The organism is Pseudomonas sp. Au-Pse12 (assembly GCF_021341665.1).
Classification (GTDB): Bacteria; Pseudomonadota; Gammaproteobacteria; order Pseudomonadales; family Pseudomonadaceae; genus Aquipseudomonas.
Genome location: NZ_JAJTTH010000002.1, coordinates 696710 through 719460 on the forward strand (window position 1 = coordinate 696710; position 22751 = coordinate 719460).

Genomic DNA, 22751 nt, shown 5'->3' on the forward strand with positions numbered 1-22751 from the left:
TGTTAAGCCCCTGCCATGAAACCATCGCTAGTCCTTAGAATGGGCCAGCAGCTGACGATGACACCGCAGCTGCAACAGGCCATCCGCCTGCTCCAATTGTCGACCCTGGACCTGCAACAGGAAATCCAGGAAGCCCTGGAGTCCAATCCGATGCTCGAACGCCAGGAAGATGGCGAAGACTTCGACAACAGCGACCCCCTGGCCGACAACACCGAATCCAAACCCAACACCGAGATCCAGGAACCCTCCTACCAGGAAACCGCCCCCACGGTGGATAACCTTGAGGATGGCGAATGGAGCGAACGCATTCCCAATGAATTGCCGGTCGACACCGCCTGGGAAGACGTCTACCAGACCAGCGCCAGCAGCCTGCCCAGCAGCGATGACGATGAGTGGGACTTCACCACCCGGACCTCGGCTGGCGAGAGCCTGCAGAGCCACCTGCTCTGGCAACTGAACCTGGCACCGATGTCGGACACCGACCGCCTGATCGCCGTAACCCTGATCGACTGCATCAACAATCAGGGCTACCTGGACGAAACCCTTGAGGAAATCCTCGAGGCCTTCGATCCTGAACTGGACATCGAGCTCGACGAGATCGAAGCCGTCCTGCACCGCATCCAGCAATTCGAGCCAGCCGGCATCGGCGCGCGCAACCTGGGCGAATGCCTGCTGCTGCAACTGCGCCAACTGCCAGCGAAAACGCCCTGGCTGAGCGAGGCCCAGCGCCTGGTCAGTGACTACATCGACCTCCTGGGCAGCCGCGACTACAGCCAGCTGATGCGCCGCATGAAGCTCAAGGAAGACGAACTGCGCCAGGTCATCGAGCTGGTACAGAGCCTCAACCCTCGTCCTGGATCGCAAATCGAATCCAGCGAAGCCGAGTACGTGGTCCCGGACGTCATCGTGCGCAAGGACAACGAACGCTGGCTGGTGGAACTGAACCAGGAATCGGTTCCACGCCTGCGGGTCAACGCACAGTACGCAGGCTTTGTCCGCCGCGCCGACACCAGCGCCGACAACACCTTCATGCGCAACCAGTTGCAGGAAGCCCGCTGGTTCATCAAGAGCCTGCAGAGCCGCAACGAAACCCTGATGAAGGTTGCCACCCAGATCGTCGAGCACCAGCGCGGCTTTCTCGAATATGGCGACGAAGCCATGAAGCCGCTGGTTCTGCACGACATCGCCGAGGCGGTGGGCATGCACGAATCGACGATTTCCCGAGTGACCACGCAAAAATTCATGCATACCCCACGGGGCATATATGAACTGAAATACTTTTTCTCCAGCCATGTCAGCACCTCGGAAGGCGGTGAATGCTCGTCCACGGCCATCCGCGCGATCATCAAAAAACTGGTGGCCGCGGAAAATCAGAAAAAGCCGTTGAGTGACAGCAAGATCGCTGGTTTACTGGAGGCACAAGGCATTCAGGTAGCCCGTCGTACCGTCGCCAAGTACCGCGAATCCCTTGGGATCGCGCCTTCCAGCGAACGTAAGCGGTTGATGTAACCGCAGGGCTGGCCACAGCGTTCAGAGTGCGTTTGAAACAGGCCGGAAGTCGGCTTCAAACGCGGTCTAGGTGGCAGGCAACCCAGCCTGCCGCGTTATGCACTGGCAACGAAGGAGAAGCTGTATGCAAGTCAACATCAGTGGACACCAACTCGAAGTGACTGAACCTCTGCGTGCTTACATCGGCGAGAAACTCGACCGACTGGAGCGGCACTTCGACAAGATTACCAATGTGCAGGTCACCATGGCTGTCGAGAAGCTGAAGCAGAAAATCGAAGCCACCCTGCACATCCACGGTGGGGAGGTCGTCGCCAATGCAGAACATGACGATATGTATGCCGCAATTGACCTGCTCACGGACAAGCTTGACCGCCAACTGAAAAAGCATAAGGAAAAGCAACTCCACCTTCTCCAAGGCACGGGTCGCTAACACTCCCCTCCCATGATCCGACTTGAAAGTATCCTGACCCCCGGCCGTTCCTTGGTGAACGTGCCGGGCGGCAGTAAAAAACGCGCCCTCGAACAAATTGCCAACCTGATCAGCCGTGAAGTGCCTGATCTGGAGATGCAGGATGTCTTCGAGAGCCTGATTGCCCGTGAAAAACTCGGTTCCACCGGTTTTGGCAACGGCATCGCCATTCCCCACTGCCGCCTCAAAGGCTGCGAGTCGCCCATCAGTGCGCTGATGCACCTGGACGCTCCGATCGATTTCGACGCCATCGACGGCGCTCCGGTCGACTTGCTGTTCGTCCTGCTGGTTCCGGAAGCCGCGACCGATGCACACCTGGAACTGCTTCGGCAGATCGCCAGCATGCTTGATCGCAAGGAAGTCCGTGACCGGCTGCGCAGCGCCACCAGCAACGAAGCCTTGTATCAGGTCGTTCTGGACGAGCAAAACGGTCAGTAATCATGCGTTTGATCATCGTCAGCGGCCGCTCCGGCTCAGGTAAAAGCACCGCCCTCGATGTACTTGAGGACCATGGCTACTACTGCATCGACAACCTGCCAGCCGGCTTGCTGCCGGAACTGGCAGAACGTGCATTGATTCACACCGAATTGGCGCAACCGCTGGTGGCGGTGTCCATCGACGCCCGAAACCTGCCCAGCCACCTGTCGCGCTTCCCCGAATTGCTGGAGGAAGTGCGCAGCCGGCATATCCAGTGCGACGTGCTGTATCTGGATGCCGACGAGGAAACCCTGCTCAAGCGCTTCTCGGAGACTCGCCGCCGCCATCCGCTGAGCAGCGCCAATCGCTCCCTGGCCGAAGCCATCCACGATGAAACCCAGTTGTTGGGGCCAATCGTCGATCTGGCCGACCTCAAGGTCAACACCACCAACCTGAACCTCTATCAACTGCGCGACACCATCAAGCTACGCCTGTTGAACCAGCCGGAACCCGGTACCGCGTTCCTGGTGGAATCCTTCGGCTTCAAGCGTGGCATGCCGGTGGACGCCGACCTGGTGTTCGATGTTCGCTGCCTGCCCAACCCGTACTGGAAGCCCGAGTTGCGCGCCCAATCCGGATTGGACGCCCCTGTGGCCGAATACCTGGCAGCACAACCCGATGTCGAAGAGATGTTCCAGGACATCGAAAGCTATCTGCTCAAGTGGCTGCCGCGCTTCGCCGCCAGCAACCGCGCCTACGTGACCATTGCCATTGGCTGCACCGGCGGGCACCACCGCTCCGTGTATCTGACCGAGCGCCTGGGCAAGGTGTTGCAAAAAACCCTGAAGAACGTCCAGGTTCGCCACCGCGACCTTAGCTGAAAGGATCTACCCCGCGATGCCAGCTCTGGAAATCGAGATCATCAACAAACTGGGCCTGCATGCCCGTGCCTCGGCCAAGTTCGTCGGGGTGGCCGGGCAGTTTCCCTGCCAGATCCGCGCCGGCAGAACCCCGGAATCCATGGTCGACGGCAAAAGCATCATGGCCATGATGATGCTGGCCGCCGGCAAGGGCACCAAGATCCATCTGAAGACTGAAGGCGAGCAGGAACAGGAAGCGCTGGATGCGCTGGTGGCGCTGATCAACAATTTCTTCGACGAAGGCGAGTAAGCCCCAGCGAGCCGCTCGCCAAGCGGCACTCAGGCGAGTGCCGTGTCCATGACCATCATCAAGCAAAAACCGATACACAGGCCGAGGCTGGCAAGCTTGTCATGGCCATTGCGACGCGACTCCGGAATCACTTCATGAGTGACCACCAACAGCATCGCCCCCGCCGCCAGGGCCAGCCCCAGGGGCAGCAGCACCTGCGCCAGGCTCACCAGCCAGGCACAGAGCAAGGCAAAGACCGGCTCCACCAGACCTGAAGCCGCGCCGATCAGGAATGCCTTGACCCGCGACATTCCCGCCCCCGCCAACACCAGGGCTATCACCAGGCCTTCCGGTACATCCTGCAAGGCAATGCCCATGGCCAGGCTGTCCGCATCCGGCATGCCGCCTCCGGCCGACACCCCCACCGCCATCCCTTCAGGAATGTTGTGGGCAATGATCGCGAAGACGAACAACCAGATACGCGGGGCAATCACGGGATGCTCCGGCGTGCCCACCAGCTGCTCCGGGCTGGCGCCGGAAATCTTGCGATCCACCAGGAACAGACCAAAGGCCCCCAGCATGATGCCGGCACAAATCAGGCCACTGGAGCCCCAGGCAGACAAACCCAGATCCTGGGCCGCGGCGATGCCGGGGACGATCAGCGAAAACGCCGTCGCCGCCAGCATCACTCCGGCACCAAAGCCCAGCAGGGTGTCGCTCACTGCCAGCGGCATTTGCCGGATCACCAGCACCGGGACCGCCCCCAGCGCCGTGCCCAGCGCGCAAATGGAACCGCCCTGCAAGGCACGCAGCAGGCGCGGTTCCAGGTTCAGCCAGTTCAGCCCTTGAGCCACCAGCAAAGCGGTCCCCGCCAACAGCAACAGCGAACCGAAGGCATAGCGAAACATTCGTCCACTGCTGATCGCCAGTGTTTCAGTGCCCATAATCGGCCTTAGATCTTGTTCTGAGGGGAAGGGATCAAGCCATCGCGGCCTGGTAGCGCTGAGCAACTTCCGGCCAGTTGATGACGTTGTAAAAGGCGTTGATGTATTCCGGCCGGCGGTTCTGATAACGCAGGTAGTAGGCGTGCTCCCAGACATCGAGGCCGAGGATCGGCGTATTGCCGTTCATCAGCGGGCTGTCCTGGTTGCCACTGCTTTCCACCAGCAGCTTTTTCTCCGGCGTCACACTGAGCCAGGCCCAGCCACTGCCGAATCGAGTCAGTGCAGCTTTGGTAAAGGCTTCCTTGAAGCGCTCGAAACCACCCAATTGTTGCTCGATCGCCTGCCCCAGGGCGCCCTGGGGGCTGCCCCCGCCAGCCGGCGTCATCACCGCCCAGAACAACGAATGGTTGGCATGCCCGCCCCCCTGGTTGATCACCGCCGCGCGGAGTTTTTCCGGCAGTTGCTGAACACTGGCCACCAGTTTCTCCACCTCCCAGCCGGCCCATTCTGTCCCCTCGACGGCAGCATTGAGGTTGTTGATATAGGTCTGGTGGTGCTTGGTGTAGTGAATTTCCATGGTCTGCGCATCGATGTGCGGTTCCAGGGCGTCATAGGCGTAAGGCAGTGCAGGCAAGGTAAAGGACATATCAATGGGCTCCGTAAGAGGGGCTGTCTGGTTGCGGACTGTCGGCTGACAGGCCCGCGACGTTGCTGTCCAGCAAACGATGAGTACGCGGGTATTCGCCGTGATCACCGATGAAATTCAACAGCTCGACGTAGGTCTTGCTGCTTTGGCGCAGGGCCGCTTCTCTCAGGGCCGTGGGCAAGCGGCTGTCCTGCATGGCCTGCAACAGCCGCTGGTGGATGGCGCACAGGTACTCCGCGCTCTCTTCCGGCTGGTTCAGACGCAGGTGCAGGTCCGCCAGGTTGTGATGGGAAATCACGCAGGCCGCCACCGCTTCGTCGGCATCCGACCAGCGCTCGAACAGCACCTGGGCCAGGGCCAGCGCCTGCAGATAGCCCTCGCGGGCATCCACCAATTCGCCCTGCATAAAGAGACGATTGGCCCTTTCGATCGTGCGTTTCCAGTGCTCCATGGAGAACCTCCAAAGCGGTGTCGAGACGTTACACGCCGCCGGCAGTCAGCTTTTCCGGGTCCAGCAGGACCTCCAGCTGGCTGCGCGGCAGATCGGTATGTTCAAGCGCCACGTCGATCACCGGGCGCCCTTGCTTGTAGGCGGTCTTGGCGATTTCCGCGGCCTTCTGGTAGCCGATGATCGGGTTCAGGGCCGTGACCAGGATCGGATTGCGCGACAGGGCCTCCTTGAGCTTGGGTTCGTTGACCTTGAAGCTGGCAATGGCCTTGTCCGCCAGTAGACGGCTGGAGTTGGCCAGCAGCTCGATGCTGCTCAGCAGGTTCTGGGCAATGACCGGCAACATCACGTTGAGTTCGAAGTTGCCGGATTGGCCGGCCACGGTAATGGTGCTGTCGTTGCCGATGACTTGCGCCGCGACCATCGCGGTGGCTTCCGGGATCACCGGGTTGACCTTGCCGGGCATGATCGACGAGCCGGGCTGCAGGCCTTCCAGCTCGATCTCGCCCAACCCGGCCAATGGCCCGGAGTTCATCCAGCGCAGGTCGTTGGCGATCTTCATCAACGACACCGCGGTGGCCTTGAGCTGGCCGGATACCGTGACCGCGGTGTCCTGGGAGCCGATCAGGGCGAACAGGTTCTTGCCCGGAGTGAACTGCACCTGGGTCAGCGTGCTCAACTGCTGGCTGAAACGTGCAGCGAACTCGGGATGGGCATTGATCCCTGTGCCCACGGCGGTGCCGCCCTGGGCCAGGGACTGCAGGCTCGGCAGCAGATCCTGCACATGGCTGATGTTGGCCTTGAGCTGCTGCGCCCAGCCCTCCAGCACCTGGCTCATGCGCACCGGCATCGCGTCCATCAGGTGAGTACGACCGGTCTTGATGAAGGGGTGCACTTGCAGCGCCTTGCGCTCGATGACATCCACCAGATGCACCAGCGCCGGCAACAGCTGTTCATGCAGGGTCAGCGCGGCGCTGACATGAATGGTGGTAGGGATGATGTCGTTGCTGCTCTGGCCGCAGTTGACATGGTCATTGGGGTTGACCGGCTCGCCCAGCAGGCGGCTGGCCAAGGTCGCCAGTACTTCGTTGGCGTTCATGTTGGAACTGGTGCCGGAGCCGGTCTGGAAGATGTCCACCGGGAAGTGCTGCATGAAATCGCCTTCCAGCAAACCCTGGGCGGCGTCGACAATGGCCTTGCCCTGGGCGGCACTGATCTGCCCCAGCTCGACGTTGGCCCTGGCCGCGGCCGCCTTGGCCAGGATCAGGGCACGGATGAAGGCCGCCGGCATGCGTTGGCCGCTGATGGGAAAGTTGTCCACCGCACGCTGGGTCTGCGCACCGTACAGGGCCAGCTCCGGTACCTGCAGTTCGCCCATGCTGTCGCGTTCGATACGGGTATTACTCATCGGGAAATCCTTGCACCAGTTCAATTAGAGGAATGGAAGGCAGCAGCGAGCAGGTCGCCAGTTGCCAGGCGTGGCTTTGCCAGCGCTTGAGCCGGCAATTGCACAAAGACAATCGCTCCATATCGCGCAACGGCCGCCAAGCCTGGTCCAGGCACTGGCTGCGCCAATGCCAGGGCAACGCGGTATCGGTGGCGGTATCGATCAATAAACGGAAGGAGGTTTCAGCGACGGTCCAGGCCGACATCGCGGTGCAGCAGGCCAGGTAGCGGCCCTCGGCGAGGTAATGCTCGATCAGACGCGGTTCGTCCGGTTCCAGTGCGCAACGGATCTGGCGGCTCATCCAACGCCAGCTTTCGAGGTAGGGCTGCTCGTGCAAGGCAGAACTCATGACCTGGGCTCATCGAATAATGATTTTCATTATTAAATGATATTGAGAATCAAATCAATCTAGCTTGTACGATTTTTGCCCAACTCTTGTAGGAGCCGGTTTGCTGGCGAATGGGCTCTAGCGCCTGATGCCGGACGTCAACACGCCTTCGCTGAGGCATAAAAAAACGCGCCACCCGTAGAGGTGGCGCGTCTGGGTGACTCAGGAAGGCGATCAGCTGCCAGCGACGGTCATGCGTTCGATCAGCACCGAACCGGTGCGGATGTTGCTGCGCAGTTCCAGGTCGCTGCCCACGGCAACGATCTGCTTGAACATGTCGCGTAAATTACCGGCGATGGTCACTTCCTGTACCGCGAACTGGATCTCGCCGTTCTCGACCCAGAAACCCGCGGCACCACGAGAGTAATCCCCAGTGACCATGTTCAGGCCATGGCCCATCAATTCGGTCACCAACAGGCCACGCCCCATGCGCCGCAGCAGCGCGGCCTGGTCTTCGTCGCCATGGGTGACGAACAGGTTATGCACGCCACCGGCGTTGGCGGTGCTCGGCATGCCCAGCTTGCGCCCGGAATAGGTGCCCAGCACATAGGACACCAACTCCCCGTCCTTGACGAAAGGCTTGGCGTAAGTGGCCAGGCCATCACCGTCGAACGCCGAACTGCCCATGGCGCGCATCAGGTGCGGGCGCTCATCGATGGTCAGCCATGTGGGGAACAATTGCTGGCCCAGGGCACCTTCCAGGAACGATGACTTGCGGTACAGGTTGCCACCGGAAATCGCGCCGAGAAAACTGCCGAACAGACCACCGGCCAGCTCAGCGGAAAACAGCACCGGCACTTCGCAAGTCGGCACCGGACGGGCACCCAGCCGGCTGGCCGCACGCTGGGCGGCACGCTGACCGATGCTCGCCGGGTCGGCCAGCAACGGGCCCTGACGGTTGACGTCATACCAGTAGTCGCGCTGCATCTGGCCATCGGCCTCGGCGATCATCACGCAGCTCAGGCTGTGACGGGTCGATGCGTAGCCACCGATGAAGCCGTGGCTGTTGCCGTACACCCGGCAACCCTGGTGGGTGCTGAGGGTGGTGCCGTCGGCATTCTTGATCCGGCTGTCGGCGGCAAAGGCCGCCGCCTCACAGGCCAGAGCCTGCTCGATGGCTTGCTCGGGCGTGATGTCCCAGGCATGGAACAGATCGAAGTCCTGCAGGTCCTTGGCCATCAGGGACGCATCGGCCAGGCCCGAAGCTTCATCTTCCGAAGTGTGCTTGGCAATCGCCAGAGCTGCGGCCACCGTTTCACGAATGGCCTCCGGACCGCTGGCAGAAGTGCTGGCCGAACCTTTGCGCTGCCCCACATAAAGAGTGATGCCAAAGCCCTGGTCGCGGTTGAACTCCACGGTTTCCACTTCCCGCTGGCGCACCGACGTCGACAGGCCCTGCTCCAGGGACACGGCCACTTCGCAGGCACTGGCCCCCTGGCGCTTGGCCTCGGCGACAATCTGCTCGACTTGCTCCTGCAGGGCCGGCAAAGCCTGTGGGCCGACGCTTTGTGCTGCACTCATGCTGTTCTCCACTCAAATTCTGCTTTCGATTAAGGCCGGCGAGCGACCGAGCCGGACAAGCGGCCCTCGACTGGTTATCATGGCGGCGTTTCTTTGCGGACTGCCACCATGGTTGATTCTTACGACGACTCCCTCGATGGGGAGAAAAGCAAATCCCAGGTCAAACGCGAGCTGCATGCTCTGGTTGATCTCGGCGAGCGCCTTACCACTCTCAAACCCGACTTGCTGAACAAACTGCCGTTGACCGACGCCTTGCGCCGGGCCCTGGCGGATGCGCCCAAGCACGTCGCCCATATCGCCCGCAAGCGTCACCTGCAATTCATCGGCAAGCTGATGCGCGACCAGGACACCGACGCGATTCTGCAACTGCTCGACCAACTCGATGCCTCCACCCGGCAGTACAACGAACGCTTCCATAACCTGGAGCGTTGGCGTGACCGCCTGATCGGCGGTGGCGATGACGTCCTGGAAAAGTTCGTCAACGAGTATCCGGATGCCGATCGTCAACAGCTGCGTTCCCTGATCCGTCAGGCCCAGCACGAGGTGGCCCATAACAAGGCGCCGGCCTCCAGCCGCAAAATCTTCAAGTACATTCGCGAACTGGACGAAACTCAACGCGGCCTGCGTTGAGCCCTCCACGGGTGAGCTGCCCAGCAGCTCACCCGACGCCCACCTTCCTTACGCTCCAGTGCCGCCCACGGTGATCGCATCGATCTTCAGGGTCGGCTGGCCGACGCCCACCGGCACCGATTGCCCATCCTTGCCACAGGTGCCGACGCCGCTGTCCAGGGACAGATCGTTGCCGACCATCGACACCCGGCTCATGGCTTCAGGACCGTTGCCGATCAGGGTCGCGCCCTTGACCGGTGCGGTGATCTTGCCGTCTTCGATCAGGTAGGCCTCGCTGGTGGAGAACACGAACTTGCCGCTGGTGATGTCCACCTGGCCACCGCCGAGGTTGGCGCAGTAGATGCCCTTCTTCACCGAGGCGATGATTTCCGCCGGATCGCTTTCGCCCGCCAGCATGTAGGTGTTGGTCATGCGGGGCATCGGCAGGTGCGCATAGGACTCGCGACGACCATTGCCGGTGCGGGCCACGCCCATCAGGCGGGCGTTGAGCTTGTCCTGCATGTAGCCCTTGAGCACGCCGTTCTCGATCAGCGTGGTGCATTCGGTCGGGGTGCCTTCATCGTCCACGCTCAGGGAACCGCGGCGCCCGGCCAGGGTGCCGTCGTCGACGATGGTGCACAGCTTGGAAGCCACCCTCTCGCCCATGCGGCCGCTGTAGGCTGAACTGCCCTTGCGGTTGAAGTCCCCCTCCAGGCCATGGCCCACGGCTTCGTGCAGCAGCACCCCGGACCAGCCGGAACCCAGCACCACCGGCAGAGTGCCAGCCGGTGCCGGAATCGCTTCCAGGTTGACCAGAGCCTGGCGCAGGGCTTCACGGGCATAGCCCATGGCCCGGTCCTCGCTGAGGAAATAACGGTAGTCGGTACGCCCGCCACCGCCGTGACCACCGCGCTCGCGGCGACCGTTCTGCTCGACGATGACACTGACGTTGAAGCGCACCAGCGGCCGCACATCCGCTGCCAGACCACCGTCGGTGGAGGCCACCAGGATGCGCTCCCAAACTCCGGCCATGCTTACGCTGACCTGCTGGATACGCGGATCCAGGGCGCGGGTTGCGGCGTCAACGCGCTTGAGCAACTCGACCTTCTCGGCCCGGCTGATGACTTCCAGGGGGTTGTCCGGCGCATACAACTGCGCCACGTCCTGGGTCGAGAACGCCTGCACGGTGCCGTTCTGCCCGGCCCGGGATATCGAACGTGCCGCTCGGGCGGCGAGGCCCAAGGCTTCCAGGGTGATGGCATTGCTGTAGGCAAAGCCGGTCTTCTCACCGGATTGCGCGCGCACCCCAACCCCTTGGTCAAGGTTGAAACTGCCTTCCTTGACGATCCCGTCTTCCAGGGACCAGGACTCGGAAATCTGCCCCTGGAAATACAGGTCGGCGGCATCGATGCCCGGGCCGGCCAGGTCTCCCAGCACACCCTGCAAGCTTTCGATGGTGACGCCGCCCGGGGCTAGTAGATGTTCACTGACTGAGGACAACAACCCGCTCATATGCTTTGGCCTTAAATTCGTCGTACTTATGCAAGCCGTTGAACGCCTTGCGAGAAAATGCGCCGGTGACTGAACACCGGCATCCGCGCCCGGATGGACGCCTGTTCGCTGCTGTCGCGCTCGGCCAGCAGCACGCCCTCACCTTGATCCTGTTCCGCCAGCACCCGCCCCCAGGGGTCGACGATCGCTGCATGGCCGTAGGTTTCCCGCGGGCCTGGGTGCACCCCGCCCTGGGCCGCCGCCAGCACGTAGCACTGGGTCTCGATGGCTCGGGCGCGAATCAGCACCTCCCAATGGGCCGCACCGGTGACTGCGGTAAACGCCGAAGGCGCGGTAATCAACTCGGCACCGGCAGCGCGCAGCTCGCTGTACAACTCGGGAAAGCGCAGGTCATAACAGACCGTCAGCCCTACCCGTCCTACTGGCGTATCCGCCACCACCACGCGGTTTCCATGAGCATAGTCATCGGATTCGCGGTAGCGCCCGCGATTGTCGGCCACATCGACATCGAACAGATGCAGCTTGTCGTAGCGCGCCACATACTGGCCCTGGTCGTCCACCAGCAAGGAACAGGCATTGGACTTGGCCTCGGGCTGATCGATGGGCGGCAACGGCAGGGTACCGGCGACAATCCATAACCTGAGGTCGCGGGCGGCCTGTTTCAACCATGGCAGGATCGGACCTTCGCCAAGCGCTTCGGCGCGACCGATGGCGGCCATGTCGCGACGCCCCATGGCGGCGAAGTTTTCCGGCAGGACAGCCAGCTTGGCACCGCCGGCGGCGGCTTGCTCGAGCAGCCGGCGAGCCTGCTGCAGATTGGCCAGAACGTCGCTCTGGCTGACCATTTGAATCACCGCAAGAGACATGGCGGACTCCGTGTTGGGTAGGCCGCCATGCTACTCCATAGGCGCCAATCGAGGATTCTCAAAACGGCTTGTCGAAGGTGATTTTCGGTTCTTTCCACGGACCTTTGACGTTGTATTTGACGCTGGCAAAACGCGCCACGCGGTCACCGATCAGCTTGTCGATCAGGAACAGCGCCCCACCCACCGCTGGCGCCCCGACGATCAGCGCGGCGATCGGCAGGTTGTTGGTCACCGGCAGGGTCACCAGCAGCTTGGCGTCCACCTGGTCGGCCACCATGTCCAGGGTGCCATTGAGCTCCAGGTTGCTCGACGGCCCGGTCAGGGTGATCGGCTCGCGAGTGACGTACACGCCATTGCTCGCCGCCAGCACGCCCTTGACCCGGTCATAGCTCAGGCCCTTGCCGAACAGGTCGGAAAAATCCAGGCGCAGGCGGCGACCAATGGAGTTGAAGTTGAGCAAGCCAAACACTCGCAACGCCTGGGCTCCGCCTTCAACTTCGACGAACTGACCCTTGCGCAGGGTGGCGTCGAGGCTGCCGGAGTAACGTTTCAGACCGACCCAGGCCGGCGAGCCCGGCCAGCGGCCATCGACGTCCAGGTGAAAATCTTCACTGGTCACGGTCGGGGCGAACCCCCAGCCCTTGAGCACGTCCGCCAGGTTTTTGCCGCCGATGCGGCCACGGTACCAACTGCTGCTGGCGCCGGCCTGGCCTTCCCAGCCGCCCTCGCCTTGCAACTGCATGCCCTTGAGGCCCAGGTCCAGGCCGTTGAAGACCATGCCCTTGGCCGTCGGCCGGACCTTGAGCGCCCAGCGGCCGATCAGATCCTGCCCCTGGAACAGCTGGGCAATCGAGATATCCAATGGCGGAACGTTCTTCGGGTCCACCGAGGCCAGGGGGTCGGGCGCATTGTCATCGGCCTGCGCCGCCGGGTCGGCGGCCGGCAGACGCACGTACGCCATGTCGATGGCCATCGGCGCCGCCTTGGCATCGGGAATCCCGACATTGCCCTTGGCCTGCTGGCTGTCGATCTGCAACTCCCAGGCCGCAGGCTTGCGCGTCAGCAGCAGGTTGACCTGATCCAGCGTGGTGCCAAAGGCGCTGAGCTTGCCGACCTTGAAATCCGCACTGCTGAGCAACTGCTTGGCGCTGCCTCCCGGATCCTGCCCGGCATAGCGATCCACCAGGGCCTTCCACGGCTCGACATCCAACTCGGAAAGAACACCCCGTACCCGCAACCCTTTGCCGGGTGGCAGCAACGCCGCGCCATCGCCCAGGAACAACTCACCCCGGCCCTCGGCGAGCTTGCCGCTGGGCGCCGCGAAGGTGAAGTCCGCCAGCTCGCCGTAATTGAACCAGTAACGCCGCTCGGCTCCTTGCAGGGTCATGCGGAGCACGCTGTTGCGTCCGGTGCTGGCCGCCATGCCAAACGGCGCCGGCAGGTCCACCGCCACGCCCTTGAGGTTGGAGCTGACCATCAATTGGCTGTCGGCTCCGTCGAGGTTCAGTTGCAGCTGATACGGCACGTCGCCCGATACCGGCAACGGCTGGCTGACTTTCAGCCACTCGGTGAGTTTCTTGACCGTCACCTGGCCCTTGGCGACCACCCGGGTATTCGGCTTGCCCGGCTTGCCATCGGCGAAGATCTGCGCCGTGACCGGCCGATCGAAGGCCTGGGCGCTGATGCCCTCGCCACTCAGCCCCTTGGCACTGTCGAAGCGGAAGTCGCCCTTGAGCTGGGTCAGCTCCAGCTCCGGCTCACTGAGCTTGAGGCGCGCCTTGTCGGTCTTGAAATCCACCACGATCTTCGGCTGCTGGCCTTTGACCAGGGGGATATCCAGGTCCAGCTTGCCTTGCAGATCGCCCTCGCCTTGCCAGCCGGCAAAGGTCGAACCGGTGCCGATCGGCGCTTCCTGCAGAATCTTCACCCCATCGCCCAGGCCGCCGGCAAAACTGCCGTCGATGAACATGTGGCTGCCCTGCCCACTGGCCGCATGGGGAATGTTGACGAACACATCGCGCACCTTGGTGTCCAGCAACTGCCCCTGGCTGGCAACAATGCGCACGCCGCTGTCTTCAATGAAGACATCGCCGCTGACCTTGGTCAGGTGTGGCCAGCCCGGCTGGAACGCCAGCTCAGTGTCATGCACCTTGAAGAACAGGCTGATGCTGCGAGCGGCTTCGATGGCGTCGTGGTTCAGTGAGCCCTGGTACTGGAAGAAGCCCTCGTCGACCGCGCCCTTGAGGATCGCCGTGCGCAGCCATTCATCCACTCCCGCGTTGAGCACCTGGGGCAGGTACTTGGCGGTGTAGCGCCCATCCCCCTCCACCAGGCCGACCCGCAGGTCCATGTAGTCTTCCTGGCTATGGTCGAAATGCAGGCGGATCAGGAAGTCACCGGCGATCTTGCCCTCTTCGCCCAGCACCTTCAGGTAGGGCGCAATCAGGGTGAAACCTTCCTTGTCGAGGTTCCAGGTCAGGGTGGCGTTGGCCTGGATGTACTGCCAAGGCTTGGCAAAGATCGGGTACAGGTGCAGGGAGAAATCCTTGCTGTCCATGCGCAGCTCGCCCTTGCCCAGGTCGCCGCTGATGCTGCCGCTGACGTTACGTGCCGCCGGAGCGCCGTGATAGGCATCGAAACCGACCCGATCAAGGTTGGCGGCAAAACTCAGCCGCTGGTCACCGGTGTTCTGCGGGCGATAATCGAGCAGCACATTGCGCAGCCCGCCAGTGACCTTGAGACGGTCGACAGCGGTGGCCAGGCCTTCCGGCAAAGGCGCCAACGCATCAAGCAGCGGCGTGATCGGTGCCAGGTCCAGGCGATCGACTTGCACTCGCCAGATTTCCTCTTGCTGCTCGGTGGCGTTGCGCTGCTGCAACTGCATACGCGATTCCCAGCGCGTCGCGCCGAGGTTCAGCGCCAGGGAATCAAGCTGCACCTGCAGGCCCTGCTCGTCGCGCTGGAAGTAGGCATTCAATGCCAGATTGCTCAGGGTCACCGGCTTGCGCTCCGCGTAGGCGGCCGTCACCTGCGGCGCATTCAGGCGCAGCGTGGCGTTTTGCACGCCGCCCTTGGCCCAGTTCAGCCACAGCTCGCCACCGGCCTTGAGCTCGGAGAGTTTCCATTGCCGGGTCAGCCGCTCCGGCACCCAGCGCGACCAATCGCTTTGCGGCAGGCTCAGGTACAGATCAGCCTGGGCATCGCGCCAGGCCTCGGCACGCATCCAGGTCCGCACGTTCAGCGCCAGGGGCTGGCCGTCCGGCAGGGTCAGGCGCAGGTCAAGGCGCTGCCGGCTGGGGCCGGTGCGCAGGTTGAGCCCGACGTAGGTCAGGGCCAGCGGCTGGTGATCGAGGGGTTGCAAGGTGATCTGGCTGTCCAGCAGCGACAGCTCGGCGATCTGTTGCAGGCGGCTCAGCAACTGCTCAGGATCCATCGGCTGGTCCTGCTGCACCGGCAGGCCTTCAAGCTGCCACCGGCCATCCGCGCTCTCTTTCAGGCTCAGGCTCAAGCCACTGAGCTCCAGGCGGCCGATCCGCAGATCGCGGGCCAGCAGGCTGGCGACCATATCCGGCGCCACACTGACCTGATCCAGGTGCAAGGCATTGGCGCCCTCGCCCACCAGCACATCGTGAGCCAGCAGGACCGGCGACAAGCCGCTCCAACGCCCCTCCAGGCTACCGATGTGCACCGGCAAGCCCACGGCCTGCTGTACCTTGGCCTCAACCTCGGGCTGGTATTCGGCCACCAGCGGGGTCAGCTCCCGCCCCAGGCTGACGTACAAGGCAGTCGTCACCAGCGCCAGCGCACAAAGGCCAAGCCCCCAGCGAATCAGCGTGGTGAACAGGCGCATCAGCCGCTCCATTTCAGTTGGCTCCCAGGGCAAAAGTCATGCAAAAAGCTGAAGCCAGCCATTTCCACAGAGGTAGATCACGCGGAATCAGAGCAGCACCACGTCGTATTGTTCCTGGGAATACATGGTTTCGACCTGGAACCTGATGGTCCGGCCGATAAAACCTTCCAACTCCGCGACGTTGCCCGACTCTTCGTCCAGTAGCCGATCGACCACTTTCTGATTGGCCAGCACGCGATACCCTTCTGCCTGATAAGCCCGGGCCTCGCGGAGGATTTCACGGAATATTTCGTAACAGATGGTTTCCGGAGTCTTCAACTTGCCCCGCCCCTGGCAACTGCTGCAGGGCTCGCACAGCACTTGTTCCAGGCTTTCGCGCGTGCGCTTGCGGGTCATCTGCACCAGGCCCAGCTCGGTGATGCCAATGATGTTGGTCTTGGCGTGATCGCGTTCCAGCTGTTTCTCCAGGGTCCGCAGCACCTGACGCTGATGCTCTTCATCTTCCATGTCGATGAAGTCGATGATGATGATCCCGCCCAGGTTGCGCAGGCGCAGTTGCCGGGCAATGGCGGTGGCGGCTTCGAGATTGGTCTTGAAGATGGTTTCCTCAAGATTGCGATGGCCGACGAAGGCCCCGGTGTTGACGTCGATGGTGGTCATGGCTTCTGCCGGGTCCACCACCAGATAGCCCCCAGACTTGAGCGGCACCTTGCGCTCCAGGGCCTTCTGGATTTCGTCCTCGACGCCATACAGGTCGAAGATCGGCCGCTCGCCCGGGTAGTGCTCCAGGCGATCGGCGATTTCCGGCATCAGCTCGGCCACGAACAGGGTGGTCTTCTGGAAGGTTTCCCGGGAGTCGATGCGGATCTTCTCGATCTTCGGGCTCACCAGGTCACGCAGGGTACGCAGCGCCAGGCCGAGGTCCTCGTAGATCACGTTGGGCGCGCCGATGGTCTTGATCTGCGTGCCGATCTGATCCCAGAGCCGGCGCAGATAGCGGATGTCCATCATGATCTCGTCAGCCCCGGCGCCTTCAGCGGCCGTGCGCAGGATAAAGCCGCCGGCCTCCTTGATGCCTTCCTGGGCCACGCAATCGCTGACCACCTGCTTCAGGCGCTCACGCTCGGCTTCGTCCTCGATCTTCAGCGAGATACCGACATGGGCGGTACGCGGCATGTACACCAGGTAACGCGACGGAATCGACAGTTGAGTGGTCAGGCGCGCGCCCTTGGAACCGATGGGGTCCTTGGTGACCTGCACCACCAGGCTCTGCCCTTCATGCACCAGGGCGCTGATGCTTTCGACCGCGGTGCCTTCGCGGGTGGAGATCTCCGAGGCGTGGATGAACGCCGCCCGGTCCAGGCCGATGTCGACGAAGGCCGCCTGCATGCCCGGCAGCACCCGTACCACCTTGCCCTTGTAGATGTTGCCAACGATGCCGCGGCGCTGGGTACGCTCGACGTGAACCTCTTGCAGCACTCCGTTTTCGACCACCGCCACGCGTGATTCCATCGGCGTGATGTTGATCAGAATCTCTTCACTCATGGCAATGTCTCGTTCAGGCGTGTTCATAGAGGGCCGCATCAATCGGGTACGGCGCTTTAGCGCACTGTAAGGTTTTGCCAACAGGGTATGCCGAAATGCCCGAGCAGTTCTGCGGTTTCGCACACCGGCAAGCCGACCACGGCGGAATAACTGCCATTGAGCCCGGCGACAAATACCGCTGCAAGCCCTTGGATAGCATAGCCACCCGCTTTGTCGCAGGGCTCGCCGCTGGCCCAATAGAGCGCTGCCTCTTCAGGCGAAATCGGGCGAAACCGGACCAGGCTGCGCACCACTCGCGACTCGCAGCGCTCACCGTCAAGCACGGCAATGGCTGTCAGCACTTCATGCTCGCGCCCCGAGAGCGCCATGAGCATCGCCAGGGCATCGGCCTGATCCAGTGGCTTGCCGAGAATGCGCCCATCGAGCACTACCGCGGTGTCGGCACCCAGCACGCAGGCTGGTGCCTGGGATTCGCTGCTGGTGATCAACCCGCGCCCCGCTGCCGCCTTGCCTCGGGCCAGGCGCTCGACGTAGGCGGCAGGGGATTCATCGGCCAGAGGAGTTTCATCGATGTCCGCGCTGATGGCGGTGAAGGGCACACCGATCTGTGTCAGCAACTCACGCCGACGAGGCGAACCGGAAGCGAGGTAAAGCGGATTCATCAAGACATCTCCCTGTCGAGGTGCGGGCCAATGCCTGACCGAATTAATTGATTTTGAAACGTCGACGCAAGCCGCGCAGGCCGAAGCTGACCCAAGGCCACAACAAGGCGCTGACCAGGGCCGGCAGCACCAGCGCCAGGGTCGGCTGGCGGTTGCCGGTCAGGGCGCTGAGCCAGAGTTGCACCAACTGCGCCAGGCCGAAGATCACCAGGATCACCAGGCTCTGCTGCCACATCGGGAACATCCGCAGGCGTTGCTGCAGGGACAGTACGAGGAAGGTAATCAGGGTCAGGATCAAGGCGTTCTGCCCCAGCAGGGTGCCGTAGAGCACATCCTCCGCCAACCCCAGGCACCAGGCGGTGACCATGCCGACCTTGTGCGGCAGGGCCAGGGCCCAGAACGCCAGCAGCAGCGCCAGCCACAGCGGACGCAAGATCTCCATGAACTGTGGCAGTGGCGAGACGCTGAGCAGCAAGCCAATAAGGAACGTCAGCCAGACGATCCAACCGTTTCGCGAATAGGTACTGCCCGCCATTATTCTCTTCCTCCGGTGGTGGCCGGTGTTGCTGCCGCAGGCCTGGTCGCCGCCGGTTTCACCACAGGTTTATGGACCGGCTTGGCCGGTGCGTGGGCCGCGGGCTTGGCTGGAGTCGCTGGCGCAGCGGGAGCCGCGCTGGCGGGTGCAGCAGCATTTGCCGCCGGCTTGGGCACCGTGGCCGGCACCACCGGCGCCGCGTTGCCACCTTGCTGATCCTGGGCTTCCTGGGCCTGGGCGGCATCGTTGGCACGCTCCTCGGCGGTACGCGGATCGCTGAACACCAGCAGCAGGTAGCGGCTGCGGTTCAACGCGGCGGTGGGCACCGCCCGCACAATAGCGAACGGCTGGCCGGAATCGTGGATCACTTCCTTGACCGTGGCCACCGGATAACCGGCGGGAAAACGCTGGCCGAGGCCGGAGCTGACCAGCAGGTCGCCTTCCTTTATATCCGCCGTGTCGGCCACATGGCGCAACTCCAGGCGCTCCGGATTGCCGGTGCCGCTGGCGATCGCGCGCAAGCCGTTGCGGTTGACCTGCACCGGAATGCTATGGGTGGTGTCGGTGAGCAACAGGACGCGAGAGGTGTAAGGCATCAACTCCACCACCTGGCCCATCAGGCCACGGGCATCGAGCACCGGCTGGCCGAGGAACACCCCATCGCGCTCACCTTTATTGATGATGATGCGGTGGGTGAAGGGGTTCGGGTCCATGCCGATCAACTCGGCCACTTCGACCTTCTCGTTGACCAGTGCCGAGGAGTTGAGCAACTCGCGCAGGCGCACGTTCTGCTCGGTGAGGGCGGCAAGCTTTTGCATGCGTCCCTGCAACAGCAGGTTCTCGGTCTTGAGTTTTTCGTTTTCAGCGACCAGCTCGGTACGACTGCCGAACTGACTGGCCACGCCTTGCCACAGCCGTTGCGGCAGGTCGGTGATCCAGTAGGACTGCATCAACACCAGCGACATCTGGCTACGCACTGGCTTGAGCAGTGTGAAGCGGGCATCGACCACCATCAGTGCGACCGAGAGGACGACCAGCACCAGGAGGCGCACGCCTAATGAGGGGCCTTTGGCGAAAAGCGGTTTAATAAGCCGCTCCTCCCAGGCAAATGTTGTGTTTATTCATACGGCATCAAACCGGCCTGGATGCAGATTGACAGAAGATAAACGCCACAGGCAGCACTGCAAAGTGCTGCCTGTGAGCGCAACAGCATAGATGCCCGCCGCGAAGTTATTCGCTGGAGAGCAGGTCCATGGTGTGTTTGTCCATCATTTCCAATGCACGGCCACCGCCGCGAGCGACACAGGTCAGCGGGTCTTCGGCAACGATCACCGGCAGGCCGGTTTCCTGGGCCAGCAGCTTGTCCAGGTCGCGCAGCAGAGCGCCACCACCGGTCAGCACCAGGCCACGCTCGGCGATGTCGGAGGCCAGCTCCGGCGGCGATTGCTCCAGGGCGCTTTTCACTGCCTGAACGATGGTGGCCAGGGACTCTTGCAGAGCTTCCAGCACTTCATTGGAGTTCAGGGTGAAGGCACGTGGCACGCCTTCGGCCAGGTTACGGCCGCGCACGTCGACTTCACGTACTTCGCCACCTGGGTAGGCGGTGCCGATTTCCTGCTTGATGCGCTCGGCGGTGGATTCACCGATCAGGCTGCCGTAGTTGCGACGCACGTAGGTGATGATCGCTTCGTCGAAACGGTCGCCGCCAACCCGCACGGATTCGGCGTAGACCACACCGTTCAAGGAGATCAGGGCGATTTCAGTGGTACCGCCACCAATGTCCACAACCATCGAACCGCGGGCTTCTTCAACCGGCAGGCCGGCACCGATCGCAGCGGCCATTGGCTCTTCGATCAGGAACACTTCACGGGCACCGGCACCAAGGGCCGACTCACGGATGGCACGACGCTCAACCTGGGTGGACTTGCATGGAACACAGATCAGCACACGAGGGCTGGGCTGCAGAAAACTGTTTTCGTGAACCTTGTTGATGAAGTACTGCAGCATCTTTTCGCAGACACTGAAGTCGGCGATCACGCCGTCTTTCATCGGACGAATGGCTGCAATGTTACCCGGGGTACGACCGAGCATGCGCTTGGCTTCGGTACCAACCGCCACAACACTTTTCTGATTACCGTGGGTCCGAATGGCCACAACCGATGGTTCATTCAGGACAATACCGCGCTCGCGCACGTAAATAAGGGTGTTGGCAGTGCCCAGGTCAATGGAAAGATCGCTGGAAAACATGCCACGCAGTTTCTTGAACATGGGAAAGGGACCCTAGGCAACGCGTGGGTAAAAAAGTGCGGCAAACTCTAACAACGACAGGGATTTTGGGCAAGGCGCCAATATGTTAAATTGGCCGCTTTTCTGTGCACCAAACCCCACAATCGCGGCCATAAGACCGTAGAAATGCGGTAGTGTTCCGACAATCTAACACACGGACGAGATCCGTTCTGTTTTCCACTGGAGAATCCCATGGCGCTTGAACGCTCCGACGTGGAAAAAATCGCTCATTTGGCCAGTATCAAGCTCAATGAAGGCGATCTTCCACATATCACCTCCGCCCTGAACAGCATTCTCGGGCTGGTGGATGAAATGCAGGCAGTCGATACCGACGGTATCGAGCCCCTGGCCCACCCTCTGGAAGCCAGCCAGCGCCTGCGCGCAGACGTTGTGACCGAGTCCAATCATCGCGAGGCCTATCAGTCCATCGCACCAGCGGTCGAAAGCGGCCTGTATCTGGTTCCGAAAGTCATCGACTAAAGGGAAAGAGCCTGCAATGCATCACATGACTCTGGCCGAGATCGCCCGCGGCCTCGCCGACAAGAAATTCTCCTCTGTAGAACTGACCCAGACCCTGCTGGCGCGCATCGCCCAGCTGGATCCGCAGATCAACAGCTTCATCAGCCTCACCGAAGACCTGGCCCTGAGCCAGGCCCAGGCCGCCGACGCCCGTCGCGCCAACGGTGAGAACGGTGCCCTGCTGGGCGCACCGATCGCCCACAAGGATCTGTTCTGCACCCAGGGCATCCGCACCAGCTGCGGTTCGAAGATGCTCGACAACTTCAAGGCGCCCTACGACGCCACCGTGGTCGCCAAGCTGGCCGCTGCCGGGGCCGTGACCCTGGGCAAGACCAACATGGACGAATTCGCCATGGGCTCGGCCAACGAGTCGAGCTGGTACGGCGCGGTGAAAAACCCGTGGAACCTGGAACACGTGCCGGGCGGTTCGTCCGGCGGTTCCGCCGCGGCCGTTGCCGCGCGCCTGCTGCCAGCCGCCACCGCCACCGACACCGGCGGCTCGATCCGCCAACCGGCCGCCTTCACCAACCTCACCGGCCTGAAGCCGACCTACGGTCGCGTTTCCCGCTGGGGCATGATCGCCTACGCTTCCAGCCTCGATCAGGGTGGCCCGCTGGCCCGCACCGCCGAAGACTGCGCGATCCTGCTGCAAGGCATGGCCGGCTTCGACCCGAACGATTCCACCAGCATCGATGAGCCGGTGCCGGACTACAGCGCTGGCCTCAATGGCTCGCTGCAGGGCCTGCGCATCGGCGTGCCGAAGGAATACTTCAGCGCCGGTCTCGACCCGCGCATCGCCGAGCTGATCCACAACAGCATCAAGGCGCTGGAAAAGCTCGGCGCGGTGATCAAGGAAATCAGCCTGCCGAACATGCAGCACGCGATTCCTGCGTACTACGTGATCGCCCCGGCGGAAGCCTCCTCCAACCTGTCGCGTTTCGACGGCGTGCGCTTCGGCTACCGCTGCGAAAACCCGGCCAATCTTGAAGACCTGTACAAGCGCTCCCGTGGCGAAGGCTTCGGCAGCGAAGTGCAGCGCCGGATCATGGTCGGTGCCTATGCCCTGTCCGCCGGCTACTACGATGCCTACTACCTCAAGGCGCAGAAAATCCGTCGCCTGGTGAAGAACGACTTCATGGCCGCCTTCAACGAAGTCGACATCATCCTCGGCCCGACCACGCCCAACCCGGCCTGGAAGCTCGGCGCCAAGAGCAGCGACCCGGTTGCTGCGTACCTGGAAGACGTCTACACCATCACCGCCAACCTCGCTGGCCTGCCGGGCCTGTCGATGCCGGCCGGTTTCGTCGACGGCTTGCCGGTCGGCGTGCAACTGCTCGCCCCGTATTTCCAGGAAGGCCGCTTGCTCAACGTTGCGCACCAGTATCAGTTGAACACTGACTGGCACACCCGCACCCCAACCGGCTTCTGA

Annotated in this window: 22 protein-coding genes; 8 read left to right on the top strand and 14 right to left on the bottom strand. The window is 62.4% G+C overall.

What is annotated here, in order from left to right; translation table 11 throughout:
- The first annotated feature begins 15 nt into the window (after positions 1-15).
- From LXM55_RS07825 to LXM55_RS07845, 5 genes are all read left to right on the top strand, one after another.
- On the top strand, positions 16-1509 hold the full coding sequence (locus LXM55_RS07825; protein WP_233319857.1) for an RNA polymerase factor sigma-54: 1494 nt from the start codon (positions 16-18) through the stop codon (positions 1507-1509).
- Positions 1510-1633: 124 nt separating this feature from the next.
- Positions 1634-1939, top strand: a complete 306-nt coding sequence (gene hpf / locus LXM55_RS07830) for a ribosome hibernation-promoting factor, HPF/YfiA family (RefSeq protein WP_016966642.1) — start codon at positions 1634-1636, stop codon at positions 1937-1939.
- A 12-nt stretch (positions 1940-1951) separates the two neighbouring features.
- On the top strand, positions 1952-2416 hold the full coding sequence (ptsN, locus tag LXM55_RS07835) for a PTS IIA-like nitrogen regulatory protein PtsN (RefSeq protein WP_011059267.1): 465 nt from the start codon (positions 1952-1954) through the stop codon (positions 2414-2416).
- Between the two features lie 2 nt (positions 2417-2418).
- Positions 2419-3276 carry an RNase adapter RapZ gene (gene rapZ, locus LXM55_RS07840; RefSeq protein WP_016966640.1) on the top strand — a complete coding sequence of 286 codons (858 nt, stop codon included), beginning with the start codon at positions 2419-2421 and terminating at the stop codon, positions 3274-3276.
- Positions 3277-3292: 16 nt separating this feature from the next.
- Entirely contained in the window at positions 3293-3565 is a 273-nt protein-coding gene (locus LXM55_RS07845; protein ID WP_233319858.1) for an HPr family phosphocarrier protein, read from the top strand.
- Between the two features lie 29 nt (positions 3566-3594).
- On the opposite strand, the gene LXM55_RS07850 is transcribed toward LXM55_RS07845, so the two are convergent.
- The 6 genes from LXM55_RS07850 to pmbA all read right to left on the bottom strand — a co-directional run bounded on the left by LXM55_RS07850 (position 3595) and on the right by pmbA (position 8938).
- Entirely contained in the window at positions 3595-4488 is an 894-nt protein-coding gene (locus LXM55_RS07850; protein ID WP_233319859.1) for a ZIP family metal transporter, read from the bottom strand.
- A 34-nt stretch (positions 4489-4522) separates the two neighbouring features.
- A complete protein-coding gene (locus LXM55_RS07855; RefSeq protein ID WP_233319860.1) occupies positions 4523-5134 on the bottom strand; it encodes a superoxide dismutase in 612 nt (203 codons plus the stop codon).
- 1 nt (position 5135) lies between these two features.
- Positions 5136-5585 (bottom strand): hypothetical protein, encoded by a 450-nt coding sequence (locus LXM55_RS07860; RefSeq protein WP_233319861.1) that lies wholly within the window; start codon positions 5583-5585, stop codon positions 5136-5138.
- Positions 5586-5613: 28 nt separating this feature from the next.
- Positions 5614-6990 (bottom strand): class II fumarate hydratase, encoded by a 1377-nt coding sequence (locus LXM55_RS07865; RefSeq protein WP_233319862.1) that lies wholly within the window; start codon positions 6988-6990, stop codon positions 5614-5616.
- Entirely contained in the window at positions 6983-7378 is a 396-nt protein-coding gene (locus tag LXM55_RS07870) for a hypothetical protein (protein WP_011059260.1), read from the bottom strand. The genes LXM55_RS07865 and LXM55_RS07870 overlap by 8 nt, the downstream gene beginning before the upstream one ends.
- A gap of 213 nt (positions 7379-7591) precedes the next feature.
- Positions 7592-8938 (bottom strand): metalloprotease PmbA, encoded by a 1347-nt coding sequence (gene pmbA / locus LXM55_RS07875; RefSeq protein ID WP_233319863.1) that lies wholly within the window; start codon positions 8936-8938, stop codon positions 7592-7594.
- Between the two features lie 108 nt (positions 8939-9046).
- Between pmbA and yjgA the strand changes: the two genes are divergently transcribed.
- Positions 9047-9568, top strand: coding sequence for a ribosome biogenesis factor YjgA (gene yjgA, locus LXM55_RS07880; protein ID WP_016966626.1), 522 nt, complete (start codon positions 9047-9049; stop codon positions 9566-9568).
- Positions 9569-9616: 48 nt separating this feature from the next.
- On the opposite strand, the gene tldD is transcribed toward yjgA, so the two are convergent.
- The 8 genes from tldD to mreB form a co-directional block, all read right to left on the bottom strand.
- Positions 9617-11059, bottom strand: coding sequence for a metalloprotease TldD (gene tldD / locus LXM55_RS07885; RefSeq protein WP_233319864.1), 1443 nt, complete (start codon positions 11057-11059; stop codon positions 9617-9619).
- A gap of 26 nt (positions 11060-11085) precedes the next feature.
- Positions 11086-11925 carry a carbon-nitrogen hydrolase family protein gene (locus LXM55_RS07890; protein WP_233319865.1) on the bottom strand — a complete coding sequence of 280 codons (840 nt, stop codon included), beginning with the start codon at positions 11923-11925 and terminating at the stop codon, positions 11086-11088.
- Between the two features lie 58 nt (positions 11926-11983).
- Positions 11984-15787, bottom strand: a complete 3804-nt coding sequence (locus LXM55_RS07895; RefSeq protein ID WP_233319866.1) for a YhdP family protein — start codon at positions 15785-15787, stop codon at positions 11984-11986.
- 75 nt (positions 15788-15862) lie between these two features.
- A complete protein-coding gene (rng, locus tag LXM55_RS07900; RefSeq protein ID WP_233319867.1) occupies positions 15863-17320 on the bottom strand; it encodes a ribonuclease G in 1458 nt (485 codons plus the stop codon).
- A 56-nt stretch (positions 17321-17376) separates the two neighbouring features.
- Positions 17377-17982, bottom strand: coding sequence for a Maf family protein (locus LXM55_RS07905; RefSeq protein ID WP_233319868.1), 606 nt, complete (start codon positions 17980-17982; stop codon positions 17377-17379).
- A gap of 43 nt (positions 17983-18025) precedes the next feature.
- Complete coding sequence (gene mreD, locus LXM55_RS07910) at positions 18026-18517, bottom strand: rod shape-determining protein MreD (RefSeq protein WP_011059252.1); 492 nt, start codon at positions 18515-18517, stop codon at positions 18026-18028.
- Positions 18517-19605, bottom strand: a complete 1089-nt coding sequence (mreC, locus tag LXM55_RS07915; RefSeq protein WP_325169893.1) for a rod shape-determining protein MreC — start codon at positions 19603-19605, stop codon at positions 18517-18519. Before mreC ends, mreD begins: the two co-directional genes overlap by 1 nt.
- Positions 19606-19747: 142 nt before the next feature.
- Positions 19748-20785, bottom strand: a complete 1038-nt coding sequence (mreB, locus tag LXM55_RS07920; protein WP_002555108.1) for a rod shape-determining protein MreB — start codon at positions 20783-20785, stop codon at positions 19748-19750.
- A 210-nt stretch (positions 20786-20995) separates the two neighbouring features.
- Here mreB and gatC point away from each other — a divergent pair, with 210 nt between their 5' ends.
- Entirely contained in the window at positions 20996-21283 is a 288-nt protein-coding gene (gatC, locus tag LXM55_RS07925) for an Asp-tRNA(Asn)/Glu-tRNA(Gln) amidotransferase subunit GatC (RefSeq protein WP_011059250.1), read from the top strand.
- Positions 21284-21299: 16 nt separating this feature from the next.
- Positions 21300-22751 carry an Asp-tRNA(Asn)/Glu-tRNA(Gln) amidotransferase subunit GatA gene (gatA, locus tag LXM55_RS07930; RefSeq protein WP_233319870.1) on the top strand — a complete coding sequence of 484 codons (1452 nt, stop codon included), beginning with the start codon at positions 21300-21302 and terminating at the stop codon, positions 22749-22751.